At 66.2% G+C, this 18415-nt stretch carries 21 protein-coding genes; 9 read left to right on the forward strand and 12 right to left on the reverse strand.

Annotated elements, in window-relative coordinates; genetic code table 11:
• Nucleotides 1–63: 63 nt before the first annotated feature.
• The 3 genes from ACWHYV_RS21235 to ACWHYV_RS21245 all read right to left on the reverse strand — a co-directional run bounded on the left by ACWHYV_RS21235 (nucleotide 64) and on the right by ACWHYV_RS21245 (nucleotide 2117).
• Nucleotides 64–639, reverse strand: coding sequence for a D-sedoheptulose-7-phosphate isomerase (locus ACWHYV_RS21235; RefSeq protein WP_447978488.1), 576 nt, complete (start codon nucleotides 637–639; stop codon nucleotides 64–66).
• Between the two features lie 77 nt (nucleotides 640–716).
• Nucleotides 717–1655, reverse strand: a complete 939-nt coding sequence (locus tag ACWHYV_RS21240; protein ID WP_447978489.1) for an SPFH domain-containing protein — start codon at nucleotides 1653–1655, stop codon at nucleotides 717–719.
• 27 nt (nucleotides 1656–1682) lie between these two features.
• Nucleotides 1683–2117 (reverse strand): NfeD family protein, encoded by a 435-nt coding sequence (locus ACWHYV_RS21245; protein WP_447978490.1) that lies wholly within the window; start codon nucleotides 2115–2117, stop codon nucleotides 1683–1685.
• Between the two features lie 146 nt (nucleotides 2118–2263).
• On the opposite strand from ACWHYV_RS21245, the gene ACWHYV_RS21250 reads away from it, so the two are divergent.
• Together ACWHYV_RS21250 and ACWHYV_RS21255 are read left to right on the forward strand one after the other, a co-directional pair.
• Nucleotides 2264–3526 (forward strand): response regulator, encoded by a 1263-nt coding sequence (locus tag ACWHYV_RS21250; RefSeq protein WP_447978491.1) that lies wholly within the window; start codon nucleotides 2264–2266, stop codon nucleotides 3524–3526.
• A 166-nt stretch (nucleotides 3527–3692) separates the two neighbouring features.
• A complete protein-coding gene (locus tag ACWHYV_RS21255; RefSeq protein ID WP_447978492.1) occupies nucleotides 3693–3992 on the forward strand; it encodes a hypothetical protein in 300 nt (99 codons plus the stop codon).
• A 181-nt stretch (nucleotides 3993–4173) separates the two neighbouring features.
• Here ACWHYV_RS21255 and ACWHYV_RS21260 read toward each other — a convergent pair whose 3' ends face one another.
• Nucleotides 4174–4371 carry a hypothetical protein gene (locus tag ACWHYV_RS21260; RefSeq protein ID WP_447978493.1) on the reverse strand — a complete coding sequence of 66 codons (198 nt, stop codon included), beginning with the start codon at nucleotides 4369–4371 and terminating at the stop codon, nucleotides 4174–4176.
• 259 nt (nucleotides 4372–4630) lie between these two features.
• Nucleotides 4631–5038 (reverse strand): hypothetical protein, encoded by a 408-nt coding sequence (locus tag ACWHYV_RS21265; RefSeq protein WP_447978494.1) that lies wholly within the window; start codon nucleotides 5036–5038, stop codon nucleotides 4631–4633.
• Between the two features lie 219 nt (nucleotides 5039–5257).
• Here ACWHYV_RS21265 and ACWHYV_RS21270 point away from each other — a divergent pair, with 219 nt between their 5' ends.
• Both ACWHYV_RS21270 and ACWHYV_RS21275 read left to right on the forward strand, forming a co-directional pair.
• A complete protein-coding gene (locus tag ACWHYV_RS21270; protein ID WP_447978495.1) occupies nucleotides 5258–6505 on the forward strand; it encodes a TIGR02710 family CRISPR-associated CARF protein in 1248 nt (415 codons plus the stop codon).
• 64 nt (nucleotides 6506–6569) lie between these two features.
• Nucleotides 6570–7007, forward strand: coding sequence for an acyl-CoA thioesterase (locus tag ACWHYV_RS21275; protein ID WP_447978496.1), 438 nt, complete (start codon nucleotides 6570–6572; stop codon nucleotides 7005–7007).
• A 138-nt stretch (nucleotides 7008–7145) separates the two neighbouring features.
• On the opposite strand, the gene ACWHYV_RS21280 is transcribed toward ACWHYV_RS21275, so the two are convergent.
• The gene (locus ACWHYV_RS21280) at nucleotides 7146–7736 is read right to left on the reverse strand and encodes a hypothetical protein (protein ID WP_447978497.1); all 591 of its coding nucleotides are present in this window, start codon (nucleotides 7734–7736) and stop codon (nucleotides 7146–7148) included.
• 221 nt (nucleotides 7737–7957) lie between these two features.
• A complete protein-coding gene (locus ACWHYV_RS21285; protein WP_447978498.1) occupies nucleotides 7958–8521 on the reverse strand; it encodes a thermonuclease family protein in 564 nt (187 codons plus the stop codon).
• A 160-nt stretch (nucleotides 8522–8681) separates the two neighbouring features.
• Between ACWHYV_RS21285 and ACWHYV_RS21290 the strand changes: the two genes are divergently transcribed.
• Entirely contained in the window at nucleotides 8682–8909 is a 228-nt protein-coding gene (locus tag ACWHYV_RS21290; RefSeq protein WP_447978499.1) for a hypothetical protein, read from the forward strand.
• A 119-nt stretch (nucleotides 8910–9028) separates the two neighbouring features.
• Here ACWHYV_RS21290 and hemL read toward each other — a convergent pair whose 3' ends face one another.
• On the reverse strand, nucleotides 9029–10312 hold the full coding sequence (gene hemL / locus ACWHYV_RS21295) for a glutamate-1-semialdehyde 2,1-aminomutase (RefSeq protein ID WP_447978500.1): 1284 nt from the start codon (nucleotides 10310–10312) through the stop codon (nucleotides 9029–9031).
• A gap of 284 nt (nucleotides 10313–10596) precedes the next feature.
• Here hemL and ACWHYV_RS21300 point away from each other — a divergent pair, with 284 nt between their 5' ends.
• Nucleotides 10597–12141: a hypothetical protein gene (locus tag ACWHYV_RS21300; RefSeq protein WP_447978501.1), complete on the forward strand. Its 1545-nt coding sequence runs from the start codon at nucleotides 10597–10599 to the stop codon at nucleotides 12139–12141.
• Nucleotides 12142–12143: 2 nt separating this feature from the next.
• Nucleotides 12144–12377: a hypothetical protein gene (locus tag ACWHYV_RS21305; protein WP_447978502.1), complete on the forward strand. Its 234-nt coding sequence runs from the start codon at nucleotides 12144–12146 to the stop codon at nucleotides 12375–12377.
• On the opposite strand, the gene ACWHYV_RS21310 is transcribed toward ACWHYV_RS21305, so the two are convergent.
• A complete protein-coding gene (locus ACWHYV_RS21310; protein WP_447978503.1) occupies nucleotides 12343–12903 on the reverse strand; it encodes a barstar family protein in 561 nt (186 codons plus the stop codon). The two genes, ACWHYV_RS21305 and ACWHYV_RS21310, sit on opposite strands and share 35 nt — an antisense overlap.
• Before the next feature lie 8 nt (nucleotides 12904–12911).
• A complete protein-coding gene (locus tag ACWHYV_RS21315; protein WP_447978504.1) occupies nucleotides 12912–13409 on the reverse strand; it encodes a ribonuclease domain-containing protein in 498 nt (165 codons plus the stop codon).
• Nucleotides 13410–13541: 132 nt separating this feature from the next.
• Here ACWHYV_RS21315 and pyk point away from each other — a divergent pair, with 132 nt between their 5' ends.
• Nucleotides 13542–14972: a pyruvate kinase gene (gene pyk / locus ACWHYV_RS21320; RefSeq protein WP_447978505.1), complete on the forward strand. Its 1431-nt coding sequence runs from the start codon at nucleotides 13542–13544 to the stop codon at nucleotides 14970–14972.
• Nucleotides 14969–15538, forward strand: a complete 570-nt coding sequence (locus ACWHYV_RS21325; RefSeq protein ID WP_447978506.1) for a hypothetical protein — start codon at nucleotides 14969–14971, stop codon at nucleotides 15536–15538. The genes pyk and ACWHYV_RS21325 overlap by 4 nt, the downstream gene beginning before the upstream one ends.
• A 188-nt stretch (nucleotides 15539–15726) precedes the next feature.
• Here the strand turns inward: ACWHYV_RS21325 and ACWHYV_RS21330 are convergent, their stop codons facing one another.
• Both ACWHYV_RS21330 and ACWHYV_RS21335 read right to left on the reverse strand, forming a co-directional pair.
• A complete protein-coding gene (locus ACWHYV_RS21330; protein WP_447978507.1) occupies nucleotides 15727–16707 on the reverse strand; it encodes an esterase/lipase family protein in 981 nt (326 codons plus the stop codon).
• Between the two features lie 10 nt (nucleotides 16708–16717).
• Nucleotides 16718–18409, reverse strand: coding sequence for a hypothetical protein (locus tag ACWHYV_RS21335; RefSeq protein WP_447978508.1), 1692 nt, complete (start codon nucleotides 18407–18409; stop codon nucleotides 16718–16720).
• Between the last annotated feature and the right edge of the window lie 6 nt (nucleotides 18410–18415).

Below are 18415 nucleotides of genomic sequence, written 5' to 3' on the forward strand. Positions count from 1 at the left end.
TGTGGTACGTTGAGGTCCTGAGCGATGCGAGAACAAAGCTGGCGGCCTTTTTCAGCATCCGTACTACGATTTCGCAAACAAGCCTTCCTCGATCAGCTCGCAGAGCACATGCCCCAGCGTGATGTGACTTTCCTGGATCCGCGCGGTCACGCTCGACGGGACGACGAACGGATAATCGACCATCGGCGCGAGCTTCCCGCCGGTATGGCCCGTCCAGGCGATCGTCGTGAGGCCCAGCTCCCGTGCGGCGTCGACCGCCTTGAGGACGTTCGGGGAGTTCCCGCTCGTGCTGATCGCCACGGCGATGTCGCCCTTGCGGCCATGCGCGCGGATCTGGCGCGCGAAGATCTCGGTGTAGTCGTAGTCGTTCGCGATGCAGGTGATCGCCGCGAGGTCGGTCCCGAGGGCGATCGCGGGGAGCGCCATGCGGTCGCGCCGGTATCGGCCGACGAACTCGGCGGCGATGTGCGAGGCGTCCGTCGCGCTCCCGCCGTTCCCGAAGAGCAGCACCTTGTGCCCTTCGCGAAAGGCTCGGATCATGAGTTGCGCCACGTCGACGATGCGGTCCGCATGCTCGTGCACGAAGCGCCGCTTCACGTCGGCGCTGTTCTCGAACGCTTGCACGACGAGGTCTTTCACGAAGCGGGATTGTAGGGCAGGCGCCGGACGCTGTCAAACAGAGGGGAGGATCGGTGTCGGCCGAAGACGACGCTCGCTCACTTGCTCGGACGCGGGCCGTCGGGGCGCCGGCCGATCACGTTCATCGCGAGCGCGATCATCGAGCCGACGTCCGAGAGCGTGGCGGGCAGCACGAGCGTGTTGCTCGCTTTCGCCAGCTCCCCGAACTTCCCGATGTACTGCTCGGCGACCCGGAGCTGCACGGCCTCGTACCCGCCGTTCACTTGGATCGCCTCGGCGACCCGCCGCAGCCCCTCGGCCGTCGCGGTGGCGATCGCCAGGATGGCCGAGGCCGCGCCTTCGGCCTCGTTGATCTGCTGCTGCTTCTTGGCCTCCGACGCCTTGATGACCTGCTGTTTCTGGCCTTCGGCCTGGTTGATGGCCGCGTCGCGTTCCCCTTCGGAGGTTAGGATCACCGCCCGCTTTTCGCGCTCGGCGCGCATCTGCTTTTCCATCGCGGCCAAGACGTCCTTGGGCGGCGTGATGTTCTTGATCTCGTAACGGAGGACCTTGATGCCCCACGGCTCCGACGCCTTGTCCAGCTCATTGACGACCTGCACGTTGATGTTCGTCCGCTCCTCGAACGTCCGGTCCAGGTCGATCTTGCCGATCTCGCTCCGCAGCGTCGTCTGGGCCAACTGGGAGATCGCGAACTGATAATCCGAGATGCCGTAGGACGCCTTGTGCGGGTCGAGCACCTTCAGGTAGAGGACGCCGTCCACGGCCACCTGGACGTTGTCCCTGGTGATGCAGATCTGCTCGGGGATGTCGATCGCCGTTTCCTTAAGCGAGTGTTTGTACCGGACGACGTCGAGGAACGGAAACAGAATGTGAAAGCCGGCGTTGAGCGTCGTATGGTACTTGCCGAGGCGCTCGACGACGAAGGCGCTTTGCTGGGGCACCACCCGGGCGGTCTTCGCAATGACGATCAACACGACCGCCGCCAGCACGAGCATGACGAACAAGCCTCCTGACATGGCCGTCTCCTCCATCGTCACATCATCCTAGTCAGCCGTCACCCAGAGGGTGAGGCCTTGCACTCGCTCCACCCGGGCACGCTGCCCTTTCTTGAGCCCGGTCGGTCCGGCATTGCGCGCGGTCCATGCGGATCCGCGCAGCTCCGCCTTGCCGACGCCGTCCGGCGCCACGTCGTCGAGCAGGACGGCCATCTCCCCTACCATCGTGTCGATCTCTTCGCCCGCCGGCTCTTGGGCCTTCAGCCAACGCTGGAGCGGCGCGCGGAACAGCAGCAGCGACGCGATCGACAGCACCGAGAACAGCAGCCACTGCAGCCAATCGGCCGTCACCAGCGAGAGCCCGGCCAGCGCGCCGACCGCCAGCGCGGCGAGGCCGAAGAAGAAGACGTAGAAGCCGCCGGGGGTGACGATCTCGATCGTCAGGAGGGCCAGCCCGATGAAGACCCAATACCACCACGTCATGGACGCCTCGCTGGGACAAGCGTAAAGGGGGGGACACCCCCTGTCAAGGAAGCCGCCGGGTGGCATCGGTCCCTACAGAGGTCTTCCTAGCCTCGCCAGCACGAATCATGCTACCCTACGCCTCGTCACCCTTGGCTCGAGCTACGGTGCGACCCCATCGCGCACGCCTCCTCATCCTCGACGCCGACGCGCACGTCCTCACCGCGCTCTCGGATACTCTCAGGCGCCGCCTTCCGTCGATCACGGTGGATACCGCGACCTCGTTGCACGGCGCACTGCGCCTGCTGGCGCTCGCCGAGTACGATCTCCTCCTTTCCGAGGCTCACCTCCCCGATGCGCACGGGATCACGCTGCTGTCCGACCTCCTCAAAGCCCGGCCGGGCGTTCCGCTGATCATCATGGGGCGACAATGGCCCTCGGATCTGATGATCTGGGGCGCAATCAACGGCGTGCATCACTTCCTCCAGAAGCCGATCGAGCACAACGCCCTGCTGGCCACGGTCCAGCACGTCCTGGAGCTGCGCGGGGTGACCCGGGAGGTCACGCGTGACGGCGTGCGGGCCCGGCGAAATGCGCGGCGCGCGAAGAAGGCGATCGCGCATGCGCGGCTCCTGCTCGAATCCCACGAGCAGCTCCTGGCCCGGCGGCGCGAGGCGCTGGCGGAGGCGAAGGAGAGAGAGGCGCAGCTCCGTGCGCTCATCGATCACCTGCCCGATCCAATGGTCGGGCTCGACGAGGACTGGCGGATTGCCGTGGTCAACAGGGCCGCCTGCGCGCACCTGTTCCCCGGCCGGTCCGCCGAGCAGTTGCTCGATCACCGGCTCTGGGAGCAGTGCCCGGACTGGCTCGGATCGCCGCTCGAGGAGGCGTGCCGCCGGGCGCTCGACACCCAGACCGTCGCCCGCGTGGACCTGATGCTGCCCACCAGCACCGCCTGGTTCACGGTCACGGCGGTCCCCTTTCCGTCCGGACTTTGCCTCTCCTTTCAGAAGGTGACGGCCCGCGACCTGCTGGGCGCCGAGCCCCGCGGAGCTGCGTTGCCCCCGCAGACGGTCTCGACCTCCGCGCCGGCCAACGGGCATGCAGCGCCGGCGAACGTGAGTGGCAAGGGTCGAGTCAGCCCTGTCCCCGCACCCGCAGACGCTGGCCTTCCAGGCCACCAATCGGAGCTGTGCCCTGAAGAGGACGTTCTCGAACGGGAGCGCGGCCGTGCGACCCAGGAGGTGCAGGACCAACTCAGCCAACTCATGGCGACGATGAAAGCGGACCTCGCCTGGCTGGAAGCCCGACTCCCGCCCGAACGCCTGCCCGAGCTGCTGAAAGTTCGGTTCATGACGCAGCTCGCGATCCGGATCGAGGAGGCGATCGAGCAGATTGCAACGGACGTCCCGCGCGAGCCGAGTCGGTGACGGTCCAGTCGTCGAGGCCGTCGGCCTCGGCCAGCCTGACTGTCCGGCTCTCGTGCACTTGTCGCGTCTGCATTGACCCCGTACAATGACCCATCAACTCGGCCCTATACACCCTCCTCCCCGCGAGCTCTAGACCCGACCCGTTCCGTGCTGAAGACCGTGCACGATGCTCGAGACCGACCAGGAACCTGATGACCTCTCGGAACAGGGCAAGCGGCCTCGGCGCTTCACTCCTATTCGACATCTCGGCCGCACGGTCTTCATCGCCGTGGCTCTATCCGTCGTGCTGGCCCAATTCTTCCGGGTCTCCCTCCTTGCCATCGTGGGCCTCCTGGTCGCGCTCGTCCTCCCGCGGTTTCTGTTCAGAAGGCACATCGTCGTGGCGTGGTCCCGGCAAGACTGGATCTGGCTCGCGCTCTCCGGACTGGCCCTGGTGTTCTACGCGAGGAGCACGGAACTCTGGTAGGGACCGGGCGCGGTGGGTACAGCAGGTGCGGTAACTCGGGTGACTGCCCGGAATGATGTGCCAGGCGGGGATGAGGAAAAGGGATCGGTGGCAGGCGCCAAGGCATCGCCCGAGATGAGCCGAAAGAGGCCGCCTGGGCGACCTCTTTCGCTCCTCTGCCCGCTAGGACTGTTCGCCGGGACTACTTGTAGTCGAAGGTTCCGGAGTCCGACGAGGTGCCGAAGATCGGCTTGTCGCGGGTCTCCTCCGTCGTCGTCGTGGCGTCCCGATCTCGGTACGCCGTTTCACGGTCGTAACGCGTGTCCGCACATCCCGCCGTCAGGCCCGCAGCCAGGACCATCCCGGCGATGACGCTCAGTCGCAGTCGTAACATCGTCATACCGTCCTCCCTGTGTGGTTCTGCCATCATCCTCCCTCTTTCAGCAGACACCATGCTCTCCGGTTCCATCTGCAGGCCTCATCCGCGACCCACGTAGGGCGCACGGGTCCGCCCGTGAGACGGATCCCTACACAGGACGGCGCCGACTGGTCACACCACGCCTTCATGTTCTCCGAGCCCAAACCGCCTGAAGCCCGAGAAGCCCGACTCCCGCCGAACGCCAGCCCGAGCTGCTGAAAGTTCGGCTCATGACGCACCGCTAAGGTTGGAAGATCCGGGATTGCTGCCGGCGATCTCTAACCACCAGCGAAGGCTGTCCGTCTGCATCGACGCTGAGCACGAGGCGGGTTTTTCCGTCGATGTCCCGGACGGCCACTCCGGATTCCTGGGCAATCCCGACCCAGACGCGCCGCGTCTCGCCCTCGTCGATGAGGGCCAAGTACGGTTGGCGGTCGCTAGACAGGCCGAAGATGCCCCGGACTTTGCCGTCGGCGTCCACCAAGCGGAACTCTTCGGCGCTGCTCACCGTCGGCGAACGAACGCCGTCATTGGCCGACAGCACGCTCTCATGAACGAGAATGACCCCGACCAGCCCCCCGATGCAGCTCCCTGCAAGGGCACCGAGCAACAACGCCGTGATCGTCCGTCTCTTTCCTGCTCTCCTCATCTGCTCCTCCTCGGCCTGGAATGCTCACTGACGCGGCCGCAGGCTGCGGCCCGCATGAGCCGAGAAAAATAGTAGGCGTTTTTCACCGGACCAGGCAAGAGCATGGACGTCAATGTTCAGTCGAGGAGCATCCCTGTGCATTCGAAGAAGAATGCTGACCGTCTTCGCTGGCGCGCGCCTCGTTGATCGCCTCTCGGGGCGATGCTATAGTCCGGCGCTATGAGCGAGGCGAGCGCCAAAGCCTTGTTGATCGCGGTGACCGATCACGCGCCGGCCGCCGTCTATTCGATCAATCGCCTGAAGCCCGAGCTGCTCTGCTTCTTCATGCCCGAGACGGCCAAGGGGGTGATCGAGACGGCGATCCAGCCGCACATCGTCCAGATGCCGCGCCGCTGGGATTGCGTCGTCACGCCCGATGCGTCCCGCTTCATGGCGTCGTACCATGCGCTCGGCCGGGTGCTGCCCGATCTGCTGGCGACGTGGGAAGTTCAGCCCGGCGAGCTCGTCGTGGACGTCACCGGCGCGACGCCCGCGATGGCCGCGGCGATTGCGCTCGCGTCGCTCCCGCTGTGCTCCCGGATCGTGAGCCTCCTCGAGACCGGCGGCGAGGGGGATCCGGTCACCGTGGACGGGCGCAGCCTTGTGTGGACGCAAGGGAACCCTTGGGACGAGGCCGCGACCGCCGCCCGGCGCGAGGCATGTCTGCTGTTCAACCGGGGTGCGTTCAGCGCGGCGGCCGCCGCCTTCCGGCTCATCGAATGGCGCGTGAGCGGGGGGCAGAAACCGCTGTATCGTGCGTTTGCCGACATGGCCGAGGGCTACGGCGCTTGGGAGCGGTTCCAGTACCGGCAGGCGTGGGACAAGTTGAAAACGGCGCTGAAGGCGCTCGAGATGGCGTCGTTGTGGGGCGGCCCGCCCGGGTTGAAAGGGCTGCTCCCCGCGATCAAGCAGAACGCGACCTTTCTCGAACGCCTGGTCCTGGACCCGAACGACGTGAAGGAGCAGCTCGCCTATGACCTGCTCGCGCACGCGCGGCGGCGCGCCGACCTGCATCATGACGTGGAGCCCGCCATGGTGGCGCTGCTGCGAGCGCTCGAAGCATTCGCGCAATACCGGCTGTGGAAACACCATAAGATCAAGACCTGGGACGTCCGACCGGAGCAGCTCCCTCAGGCGCTGCAGGAGACCTGCCGGACCTGCTACCTCGACGACGTCGACGGCAAGTACAAGCTCCCCTTGATCAGTCAATTCCGCGCGCTCGCGGGGCTCGGCGACACGGCCGGGCAGGCCTATCTCGCGCAGTGGGCGAAGATGAAGCCGCTGCTCGACGCGGCGCACGGCGGCGTCCTCGGCCATGGGTTCGAGCCGATCAAGCCCGAGCGCTTTCACCAGTTGTACGACCTGGTCGTCAGGGTGACGGAGATTCCGGACGCCTCGCTTCCGAAGTTCCCCACGCTGGCGCTGTGACGATGACGGCGCGACGTTCAGGACCCACGTCGACCGAACGGCGCTCGGGAGCCGGTCCGACGCTGTGAACGTCCGCATCTATTACGAGGACACGGACTGCGGCGGGGTCGTCTATTACGCCAACTACTTGAAGTACTTCGAACGCGCCCGCACCCACTACCTCGACGACCACGGCGTCTCGGTGACCACGCTGCTCGCTCAAGGAACGCAGTTCATGGTGGTGCAGGCGGCGCTCACGTACCGATCGCCCGGGCGCTACGGAGACACGTTGACGATCGATACGTGGCTCTCTGCGCGCAGCAAGGCCAGCATGACGTTTGCTCATTCGATCCGGGAACGGGCGAGCCGCCGGCTGGTGGTCGAGGGATCGGCGACGCTGGTGGCGGTCGATCGCGAAGGTCGCCTCATCCGCTTGCCGCGGTGTATTCTCGAGCTGCCGTCCGGGAATCCGCCGCGGCCCACCGCCCGCAGATCGACGGCCCGGCGCCGATTGCCTCGCTGACGACTGCGCGGAGACACATGGAGACGTATGGATAAGCTGGGAACCTGGTTGGCCATCAGCGCAGTCGCCGTGGGATTCGTCGTGCTCGTGTGGCTGCTGTTCGCAGAGGGGCCGACGGACAAGAAGAAGAAACGCTGATCAGGCTCCGGTGCCGGTCGCCTGCGTGGTAAAGAGGTCGGGATAGTGGCGGGTGCAGCAGTCCGGACAGAGGCCATGGGTGAAGGCGGCCCGGGAATGATCGGCGACGTACACTTCGATCGGCTTCCACGAGCCTTCATCGTCCCGGATTTTCTTACAGAACGAGCAGATCGGCAGCAGGCCCTCCAACGTCCTGACCTCCTCTTCGACCCGCTTCCGCATCAGAGACAGGAGCGCCGTCACCCAGATGACGAGCACGACGATGACCCGGTCGACCACCTGCCACCAGCCGAGGCCCGAGAACGACGCGAAGAGGCCGACGGCCGCCAAGGCCGACGACAGGACCGCGACACCGATCACTGAAGAGGATTCGTTGCGGCGGGACCAGAGCGCCACCCAGGCGACCGGCGCCAGATAGAGAACTCCTCCGGCCTCACTGCCGACGACCGCGACATCGATGAGGAACACGGCGACGGCGGCGGCAAAGACCGGTGCCATCCCAAGAGCGGCAGGGTCGGCGGCCCCAAAGTCCCATGCCGTCTCATCCCGCCCGATCTTCCCCTGACTTTCTTGAAGCGATACGGACGGCACGGGGCTCCTCTTAAGTCCCTTTTCTGAGACAGTACCGGTTCGACACTAGAGGCGCCTAGTCGGAGACCTAGCTATTCTCTGTACGGTGCAGTCCTACGTAACGATACCGCTTGTTCGGTTTGGTCCGTTAGGTCCGTTAGGACGGTGAGGTTCGTTTATCCGTTGGCTCCGAACGGCCCTCACTGACTCAACCGACTCAACCGACCTAACGGGTTAAAACGTCAGCGCCGGGCGAGCCCTTCGCGGATGAGGACATCAGCTACGTTTTGCTGGTCGACGAAGACGTCTGCCACCGTGCGGCCATAGACGTCCGTGCCGCGGGGGACGATCGTCACGGCCCCGCCTTTGAGGAGGTGCTCGAGCCGCGTTTTTGCTTCGAACCCTCCCGCTTGTCCCAGCTCGGGTGCGTTCACCCCCTGGATGCGGATCCGCCGCCCGTCGTACGCGAACGTGTCTCCATCGATCGGATAGATCTTCCAGGAATCGAGCGGCCGCGTCCCCTCGAAGACGCCGCCCGGGGGATCCACGGCCAGCCGGCGTTGATGCAGCGAGCGCCGGTAGGCTCGGATCAGCGGCCGGAGTGAATGCTGCCGCCGGCCTCTGAGGCGTGGAATGGCGACCGGAGCGGGCGCCTTGGCCGCCGGTCTCTGCACCCCCACGTGCTTGTCCTTGCATTGCCGCCCCGACTCACTCCCCGCCGCCGCCGGCGGCACCCCGAGCTGCGTGGTCATCAGGCACAGCCACATCATCCCCGCCAGGCTCTTCGCGCATACCCCGCTCCGCATCGCCGTCGACCTCCTCGTGATCACGAGACGTTCAACCAGGCGACCGATCGCCGCCCGCGTCAGCGGACGCTGCAAGAGTCATGCGTGGCAGCGCCGTTGACAAAGGAAATTTTCGCGTGCTGAAATGACCGGCACAGAGTCATTAAAGGAGGCCCTCATCATGGATATGTTTGGTCGAGTGGGGCTGGTCGAGATTCCGGTGCTGATCGCGCCGGATCAGAAGGAATGGTTGGACCGCATGATTGCCGAGGGCCGGATTGCGATTCCGCCCGGCGGAACCTTGGAGAAAGGGTCGCTCTACTCGATGTTCATCCGCATGCTGCTCCACAATGCGATGGAGGAGCAACGCCGGCAGGAAGCCCTGGAAGCCGACGACGAAGACGAGTAGATGTATCTGATTCCGCGCCCCTGTATCGGAGCAGATACGTAGGGCAGGGCCAAGTCTGGTTCTCTAGAGGAGTGCAGGCTCGGGACTCGGAACGGAAGGGCCGCGCGCCGGCGGGTAGCTTAAAGGCTGCGAAAGACGGTACGCGCCGCTCGGATGGTCTGCTCGATGTCCTTGTCGGTATGGGCGGTGGACACGAACGCCGCCTCGAACTGAGATGGGGCGAAGTAACTGCCCTTCTCCAACATCCCGCGGAAGAATTTGGCATAGGCGCCGGTGTCCGACTGCTTGGCTGAGGCATAGTCGACGACCGGCCCTTTCGTGAAAAACCCCGTCAGCATTGACGCCACGCGCGCTTGGGTGAGCGGCACCCCGGCCTTCCGCGCGGCCTCCCCCAATCCTTCGGCCAACGCCGCCGCCCGTTCTTCGAGCTTCTCGTACACGCCCCGCGCCTTCAGCCGCGTCAACGTTTCAATGCCCGCGGTCACGGCCAGCGGATTCCCGGAAAGGGTCCCCGCCTGGTAGACCGGTCCGGCCGGCGCCACGAGCTGCATGATGTCCCGCGCGCCGCCGTAGGCCCCGACCGGCAGGCCGCCGCCGATGATCTTCCCCAGACACGTGAGATCCGGCCGGACCCCGTAGCGGGCCTGCGCGCCCCCGTACTGCACGCGAAAGCCGGTGATCACTTCGTCAAAAATCAGCAGGATGCCGTGCCGACGGGTGAGCTCCCGAAGGGCGGGCAGGAACTCATTCGAGGGCGGGACGACGCCCATGTTGCCGGCGACCGGCTCCACGATCACGCAGGCCAGCTTCTCGGCATGGCGCTCGATCAGCTCTTGGGTCGTCCGCAGATCATTGTAGGGAGCGGTCAGCGTGTGCCGGGTGAAATCGGCCGGAACGCCGGGCGAATCGGGAAGCCCCAGCGTCGCGACCCCTGAGCCGGCCTTGGCGAGGAGATAATCCGAGTGACCGTGGTAGCAGCCTTCGAACTTTAGGACCCCGTCGCGCTTGGCATACGCCCGCGCGACCCGTATGGCGCTCATGACCGCTTCGGTGCCGGAGCTGACCAGCCGGACCTGCTCCATTGAAGGCACGGCCTCCGCGATCATCCGGGCGAGCCGAATCTCGAGCTCGGTCGGCGCGCCATAGCTCGTGCCCAAGGAAACCGCGCGCTTGATGGCCCGGGTCACCTTCGGCGGCGCATGCCCGAGGATCATCGGCCCCCACGACAGCACGTAATCGATGAACACGTTCCCGTCGACGTCGTAGATGCGCGCCCCTTTCGCGCGCTTGATGAACAGCGGTTGCCCGCCGACCGATCGAAAGGCCCGGACGGGACTGTTCACGCCGCCGGGAATATAGGTTTGCGCGAGCTCGAAGAGCTGTTGAGACCGCCTGATCTTCATAGGGGGCGCACGGTAGCATGGCGTTTTGAGGTCGGTCAAGACAGCGGATTATTCTTCTCGATACACGCCGGCATCCTTTCGGATACAGCTCCCGTCGCCTCCTCTCCGGCCCGTGGTCCAGGCTGTTGAAAATCCGTGCGTGGCCTCCGACTCGGCGCGGCGCAGCTCTTGCTGGTCGCTCGGCTGTCGTGGTCCGTCGCGTCTCGGCATCCGGCAGGACGCGGCGGCGTCTCTTTGCTTTTGCAAGAGGGGCGGGTAGAGTACGCGCGCTTGGAGGAGGGATCATGGCACGGGTCGACAAGGTCATCGTGACGAACGTCTCGCGCCTCAAGCAGAAATACGGCGCCGGGTACCAGGCCATCCAGCGGGCCGTGAAGGCGCTGATCGCCGCCGACAAGCGGCGGCGGTTGACCACGCGGTTGGTGGCCCTCGACGACGCCGCCGCCATGAAGCGGGTGCAGGGCCGCCGCGTGACCACGTTTCACGACTGCAAACAGAACAAGACCGCGATCGACACGATCTATCGAGCGCTGGCCCCCGATTACCTCGTGATCTTGGGATCGGTCGACGTGATTCCCCATCAGGACGTGCGCAACCCGGCCTACACCGGGCCCGAGGGAGACCCCGACCGGTACGCCTACAGCGACCTGCCGTACGCCTGTGAAGCCCCCTACAGCAAGAGGCCGGAAGACTTTCGCGGTCCCACGCGGGTGGTCGGGCGCGTGCCGGACATCACGGGCGGGCGCGACCCCGGCTATCTCGTCGCCCTGCTCGAGACCGCCGCCGATTACACGACGCTCGCCCGCGAGGACTATCTCCCCTATTTCGGGCTCAGCGCGGCCGTGTGGAAACGGTCCACGGCGCTCAGCCTCGAGAACACCTTCGGCTCCTCTCAGGGGCTTCAGCTCTCGCCGCCCAAAGGCTACGAATGGCCCGGCTCGCTGCTCGCCCGCCGCATGCACTTCATCAACTGTCATGGGGCCGAGGTCGACGCCTTCTTCTACGGGCAGTTGCGCACCAACTACCCGCACGCTCATTCGGCCGCGTATCTGGACAAGCGGATCATGGAAGGCACGATCGTGGCGGCGGAGTGCTGCTACGGCGCCGAGCTCTACAACCCCGCCGGGGCCCAAGGTCAAATGGGCATCGCTCAGACCTACCTGGCCAACAAAGCCTATGCGTACTTCGGGAGTTCCACGATCGCCTACGGGCCCAGCGAGGGGAACGGCGCCGCCGACCTGCTCTGCCAGTTCTTTCTCCAGCAGGTCTTGAACGGCGCCTCAGTCGGCCGCGCGGCGCTCGAAGCGCGCCAGCGGTTCGTGCAGTCCGCCAACCTACTGGAGCCGACCGACCTGAAGACGCTCGCGCAGTTCACGCTGTTGGGGGATCCCGCGATCCATCCGGTGCAGCCGGCTTACCACGCCCTGAGCAAGACGAGAGCCTTCTCCCAAGCATTCCCCGGCCCCAAGCCGCTGCCGCTCGGCCGGCTGCTTCGCCGGGATCGGCTGATGAAGACGGGCTTGGCGCTCGGCCGCACCGTCAGTGCGGTGAAGAGAAAGGCGGGCCTTCGCCCGCCGCGGCAGGTGACGGAGGTCCTGGCGCAAGCCGTGCGGGAATCGGACATCAGCCGTCCGACGCTCGTGTCCTTTGCGGTCCACGATCCCGCGCCCAACCCGTACCGCCCGAAGAAGACGTTCGGCGGGCGTGAAGTGTACGTGGCGATCGGCCGGCGGCGGCACACATCGGAGCGCGTCTGGGAAGTGGTCGCCGTCGCCGCCACGGTGCAACAGGGCCGGATCGTACGGCTTCGGCGCCTGCACAGTCGGTGAGCATGACCACGCGCGGCCGGGTCGTGAAGAAGCCGTTCGGTGAGGGAACGAAGAGCGAGCACCAAGCGGTCATGCTCGTGACCGATCAGGGGGAGCTCAAGCTGCGTCGCGAAGGGGGCAACCCTTTTTCCGACCCCGAGCTGGATCGGCTCGTCGGGAAGACGATCACGTGCGAAGGCGAGATCCACGGCGCGACGTTCATCATGAGGACCTGGACGGTCGAGCGCGGCGGGTAGCGGGACGGCCGGACTGCGCCGGTTTCGTGGGGGACGGCGCGCCGGCTGGTCGGACCGACGCCTTGACGATCGGTATCCCCCAGCGTTCCCGCTTCGCCTTCCCCCGTCGATCGACGACGAAGAGAACGTGGAACGGAATTTCCGGCCGGACGTCCTGTTCGGTCGCCCACATCTTCCCCGCCGCCTCCAGGATCGCGAGGAACGTGCGATAGTCGTCCTCATGCTCGGCCAGCACCTGGTCGGCATCGGTCACGATGAACACATAGCCGGCCGCGGGAACCCACTGGAGATCCGTGAGGCAGTCCTCGAGCGCATCCCAGTTCTTGCCGAAATAGGACGGGAACTCGAGCACGCGCGCAAACTCGCCGAGCAACCCCGATTTGGTCCGGCACTTCTTGCCGTGGAACGTCCGCACGGCATAGCCCGGGAGCGACGGGAGGAGCGCCTCATGGCTCTGGCCCTGGTCCAGCACGAGGAGCTCGACATACGGAGGCTCGATGGACCGCAAGTGCTCGAGCATCGTCATGGACCACCTCAATTGAGAGGGACGAACGTGCGGTAGTGGTCGCCGGTGTAGTACGCCTTCCCCGTCTTCTGTTCGATCACCAGCCGCTCGGGGCCGCGGTCGCGCCCCGGCAGCCGTGGGTTCACGTCGTACTCGCGATACCGCCCGGGTGGCAGCTTGCGCTCGCGATTGTGAAACACCCGGCCGCCCACGTAGCCGGGGAGCGGCTCGCCGTGCCGTTGCTGGATCGCCTCGAGGAGGCGCCGCGCCTTGAGCGGGGCGCGTTCGATCGCCGGCTCCGCTTCGCGTTGATCGACGGCCTGACTCGAAGACGCTGCCGCGTGGAAGGCGGCTGCCGGGAGCCGCCCGCCCGCGTCCCCGATCCCCGCAGCTGCGGCGGCAAAGAGGACGCTCGCCGGCGCGACGGCGGCGACCAGCGCCACAAGGCAGGCGAGCAAGCGAGCACGACTACCGGTTCGCCGTGCGATCCACACCACGCGCGCCATCACGCGGCGCGACCGTAGCATGGAGTCATTCGAAGGGCAAGCGCACCGCGCCACGCGCCGCTCGAGCGTGTAGCGTGGCCGTCCTCCGCGTGCATTGCCACTCCCCAGCCCCTCTGTTAGAATGCGCGCCACGCTTCTGTGAGTCGCGCCGGAATGCGAAAAGCGAAAATCGTCTGCACGATCGGCCCCGCCAGCCGCTCGCCGGAGATCTTGGATCGCCTGATCGAGAGCGGCATGGACGCGGCGAGGCTGAACTTCTCTCACGGTACCCGCGAGTCCCACGCCCAAGCCATCCAGGCCGTCCGCGAGGCGGCCGCACGCCAGCGCGCGCCGGTCGCGATCATCCAGGATCTCCAGGGGCCCCGCATTCGCGTCGGCACGTTACCCTCCGGGTCGCTCGCCATCCTGCCCGGGCAAGTCGTCCGGCTCGTCGGTGAGGGATCGCCGTCGTCGTCATCGGAGCGCGACGGCATGGTGATCCCCGTCACCTACCCGTCGCTGGCCGAAGACGTCCGACCCGGCGCCCGCATCCTCATCGACGACGGGCTCATCGAGCTGACAGCCGACCGGATCGTCGATCACGCGGTCTGCTGCCGGGTCATCACGGGAGGGACCATCGGCTCCCACAAGGGCATCAATCTCCCGGGCACCCGGATCAGCGCCGCGACGCTCACTGAGAAGGATCGCGAGGATCTCCGGTTCGGGCTCAAACACCGGGTCGATTACCTCGCCCTCTCGTTCGTGCGGGGTCCCGAGGACGTCATCGAGGCCCGGCGGCTCGTCTCGGACGCGGGCGGCGAAATCCCGATCATCGCCAAGATCGAGCGGCCCGAGGCCGTCGAGCACCTCGAGGCGTTGCTGGATCAGGCGGACGGGATCATGATCGCGCGCGGCGACCTCGGCGTCGAGATGGGCCCGGAGGCGGTGCCGGTCCTCCAGAAACGGATGATCACCGAAGCGAATCGCCGGCGCCGGCTCGTCATCACCGCCACCCAGATGCTCGAATCGATGACCCAGAACCCACGGCCTACCCGCGCCGAAGCGTCGGATGTGGCCAATGCCGTCTTCGACGGCACGGATGCGGTCATGCTCTCGGCGGAAACGGCGGTCGGGCGCTACCCGGTCGAGGCGATTCAAGTCATGGATCGCATCGTGCGCGCGGCCGAAGACGGCAAGGAGCCGGGGTTGATCCGCCGGGCGGAGCCCAACCATGGGCCGGTGTCGTTTGCCGAAGCGATCGGCGCGGCGGCCTCCTCCGCGGCGGCCGCGACCAAGGCCAGCGCGCTGGTGGCCTTCAGCCAGTCCGGCGCGACGATCCGCCTCCTGTCCAAGCAGCGCCCCTCGGCGCCGATCATCGCCTTCACCCCGTTCGAGCACGTCCGCTACCGCATGGCGCTCTACTGGGGCGTGCGGGCGTACCGCATGCCGCTGATCACCGACACCGACCACCGGATCCGAGAGGTCGAGTTGCGCCTGAAAGCCGAAGGGCTCGTCAAGACGGGGGATCGGATCGTGATCATCTCCGGGGCCCTCGTGGGGCAACGCGGGGGGACGAATCTGATGAAACTCCACGAAGTGGGATGAGGCGGAGCGCAACAACGATATGGGGGGGCATCTGGGGCCTCGTCCTCCTCGCGTCGACCCTGCTCCTCCATGCCCCCATCGCACCGGCTCAGACCGGCGCGCTGACCAAGGACCCCACGAAGCTGCTCCAGAAGTATTTGGACCTGGACATCAAGGGCGCACGATTGAACTCGCTGAGCCGGGAGGCGCAAAGGCCGTACGTCGCCTGGAAGGAAGAGCCGGTCTGGGGGCAGATCGTCGTGATCTCCGGATACGAGATCACCGACGACCTCGACGAGTGGCACGTCATCGACAACGTCGACGTCGTCATTCCGGTCACGTTCAAGGTGCTGGGCTCGGTCTATCTCGAGCAGGCCACGTTTCTTTCAGAGCCCAGGATCGAGCGGGTCGACTTCCACGTGAAAGCCGTGAACGGGCTCTGGCGGGTCGTCGACCCCATGCTTCCCCCGCACGTCGGGACCAAGCGCATCACCAACTACGTCCGCCAGGCGCTCCTCGAAGAGAGCGATCCGGCGAGAGCGACCACGCTTACCGCCTTGCGAGACGAATTGAAGAAGCTTCAGTAGTAGGATGTTGAAAAAGGCCCCCAGCTTTGTTCTCGCGTCGCTCAGGACCTCAACGTACCGCAAAGGGTACGCCTCGGTCCCTCACTCGCTGCGGCCGCGCTGGATGGCCTTTTTGAACATCCTGCGCAGTCATTCTGCTCCAGCACCATTCTCCTGAAGTTCCGAGTTTTCGGTCCTCAAAATAGTTCTTAGTCATCCCTGCCCAGGCGTGCGGCTTCGATCCGCAGAAGTCGGTCCATGATCCCGCCATACAGACCCGCGAGGTCGGCGTTCAGATCATGGGTGGGGCGGCGATCCGGGAACCGCCAATTGATTTGAAGGAAATGGGCGAGGGACACGGTTCCCGCGTACGCGGCATCATCCTCCCAGGGATAGTGCGCCGACCACACCGACACCATCCCGTCGTTTCCCGACACCCGCTCCTCCGGAGTCCCGCAGCAATTCAGTAAGGCATGGGTCGGCGCGAGCAGGGCGGACTGCGCCGCATCCTCGGGCCGAGGCCGGGCCATGTCCCCGCCGTAGCAGACGTAGACGACCCCGTGCGTCCACCGCGCCTCCCGCTCCCACTCCAGCAGCTCGGCGTTGAATCGCGCCATGGCCTCCGGGGTCAGCGCGAGGATCCCGCGCCTGGCCTGGTCCCGGCTAACGTGGAATCCGAGCAGCAGGCGATGGGCGAACTCCAGGGGATCGACCGGCTCACCGTCCGCGCGGCGGCGCCAGAGGGTGCCGAGCCACCGATAGACCCGCTCCAAGCCCCTTCCCATGGGATGGAGGACCGGGAGCCACGGCGCGACGAATCGGGCGATCGAGGACCCGCGATGCGGCGTGCCGATCGTCGTCAGCGACGCCACCCGGCCTGCGAGCCCTTCCATGGCGATGGCCCACCGTGCATCCAATCCGCCCATACTGTGCGCGATCACGTGGACGCCTTGTCCCTCGCGGCCCGCGGCGATCGCCTCGAGCTGTCCGGCAAGGGTGCGTCCTCGTCCCTGGATGGAATCCACGGGCTGCACGGCCGGCGCGTACAGGTCGAGGTGGACCCGCTCCGCATATCGCCGCCGGTAGAAGGCCCGCACGCCATGGAAGTAGTCCCGGCGCAACCCCGGGCGCAGGTCCTCGTCACCCCAGCCCAAGACGCCGTGGACGAAGACGACGACGAGCGACGGCACGCCCATCCGGTCAGGAGCCCGGACCGGGCAGCACGATCGGCGACTCGATCAGCGCGGGATCGGTCGCGGCCGGATCGTCGGGCACGTAGCGTGCGCCGTCGCCTCCTGCGTGCTCGCGCCATCGCCGTGGGACCCGCTCGATGCCGATCGGAAAGATCGTCAGCCGGCCGTGGCGATCGATGTGCAGCCGCAGGAAATGCTTCCACCCGGTGACGCGCAGCGAGGAGAACGCTTCGTTCATGTGCCGGCCGAAGCCGTTGAGGGACGCCAGCAGATAGAGCCCGAGCAGCAGCGAGCCGACCACCCACCCGCCGGCCCCGATCATCGCCCCGGCGGCCAGGAGCTGGCCGATCGACTTGAAGGGCAGGTCGAGCACGGAGACGGTGACATAGGTGGCGGCCCATCCGATGAAAAAGACGGCCAGGACATGGAGCAACCCATGCACCCCGCCCGCGACCCACCGATAGAGCCGGGCGTGGGTGTCGGTGAAGAGCCAGAACCCGATCAGGATCGACAGCACCCAAAAGACGGCGAACGGTTTCTGCAGGGTTTCCTCCACCGTTGTGTGGATGGCCGGCAGGATCTCGGACAGTCCCAGGCGCCCGATGTCGGCCATGACCGACCAGGCGGTCATCGTATACAGGATCGCCGGAACGAGCCCAAACGACGCGTTGTTCACCGGGAACAGGAGATTCCGCCAGCACAGCCGCCGCGAGGTGGCGGGGTCCGGCCAACTGCGCTGATGGGTGAAGACGCGACCCGGCCGGTCCTTGAACCCTTCCTGGATGGTCTCGACGTCCCACCCGTGCGTCGGATGGAGGAACGCTCCCCCTCCGCCGGCCGTCACCTTCTGCGTCCCGTCGCCGGCCTGATGCCGCCGGTAATGGTGGAGGTCGCCCGCGACGAACACGCGGACCCGTTTCCCCTTCAACACGACCTGCTCCAGGTAATCGAGATTGCGATCGTCGATCGCCGCGTCGTAGTCGTGATAGACCTTCTCGAAAATCCAGGCGGGCTCGGCATGGCAGACGATCACCGAATCCCCGTCCTGCATGGCCTCGGCCACCCGGCTGAAATACTCGACCTGCGGGCCGTCGATGTAGGAGGTGAGTTGCACGTCGGTCCCGAGCAGCCACCACCGGTGGGGCAGCTTCAACGCAAAATAGCTGCGCCATTGCGGCGTGCGGAACCCGCCGAGGTCCTCCTGGGAGAGAAAGTACCGCGAGAACGCCACCAGGCTGTCGTACCAATCGTGGTTGCCGGGGACGGCGAAGACGTCGGGCCGGCCCTGGGAGGGGAAGGCGCAATCGTACGGGATGAACGTGCGGCGTTTGTACTCGAGCAGATTCGCGGTGGGGTAGACTTCGTCGCCTCCGAACACCAGGATCCGGCCGCGCGGGGTGTCGTGCCGCCCGCCGTCGGGATCGACGACCGGCAGCTTGTTCCGTCCCAGATGGTAGGCGACGGCATAGGTCGGATCCCAGCCGTCGCCGACGTCCGCGACATAATCAATCCAGACGTCGTCGGATTCGGAGTAGTCATAGACGAGCGGGGCGCCGTCCCGATCGGCGAACAGCGCCTCGATCCGCCGGGGATCGCTGTGGCGCCCGAAGACCGTCGACACGACCACTTCACCGGCCGTCCGCAAGAGCTGCGGGGGGTCATACCAGCCCACCATCGGTTGCCGCTTGATGTCCGTCATGGCCGT

The sequence above is a fragment of the Candidatus Nitrospira bockiana genome, from assembly GCF_965152565.1.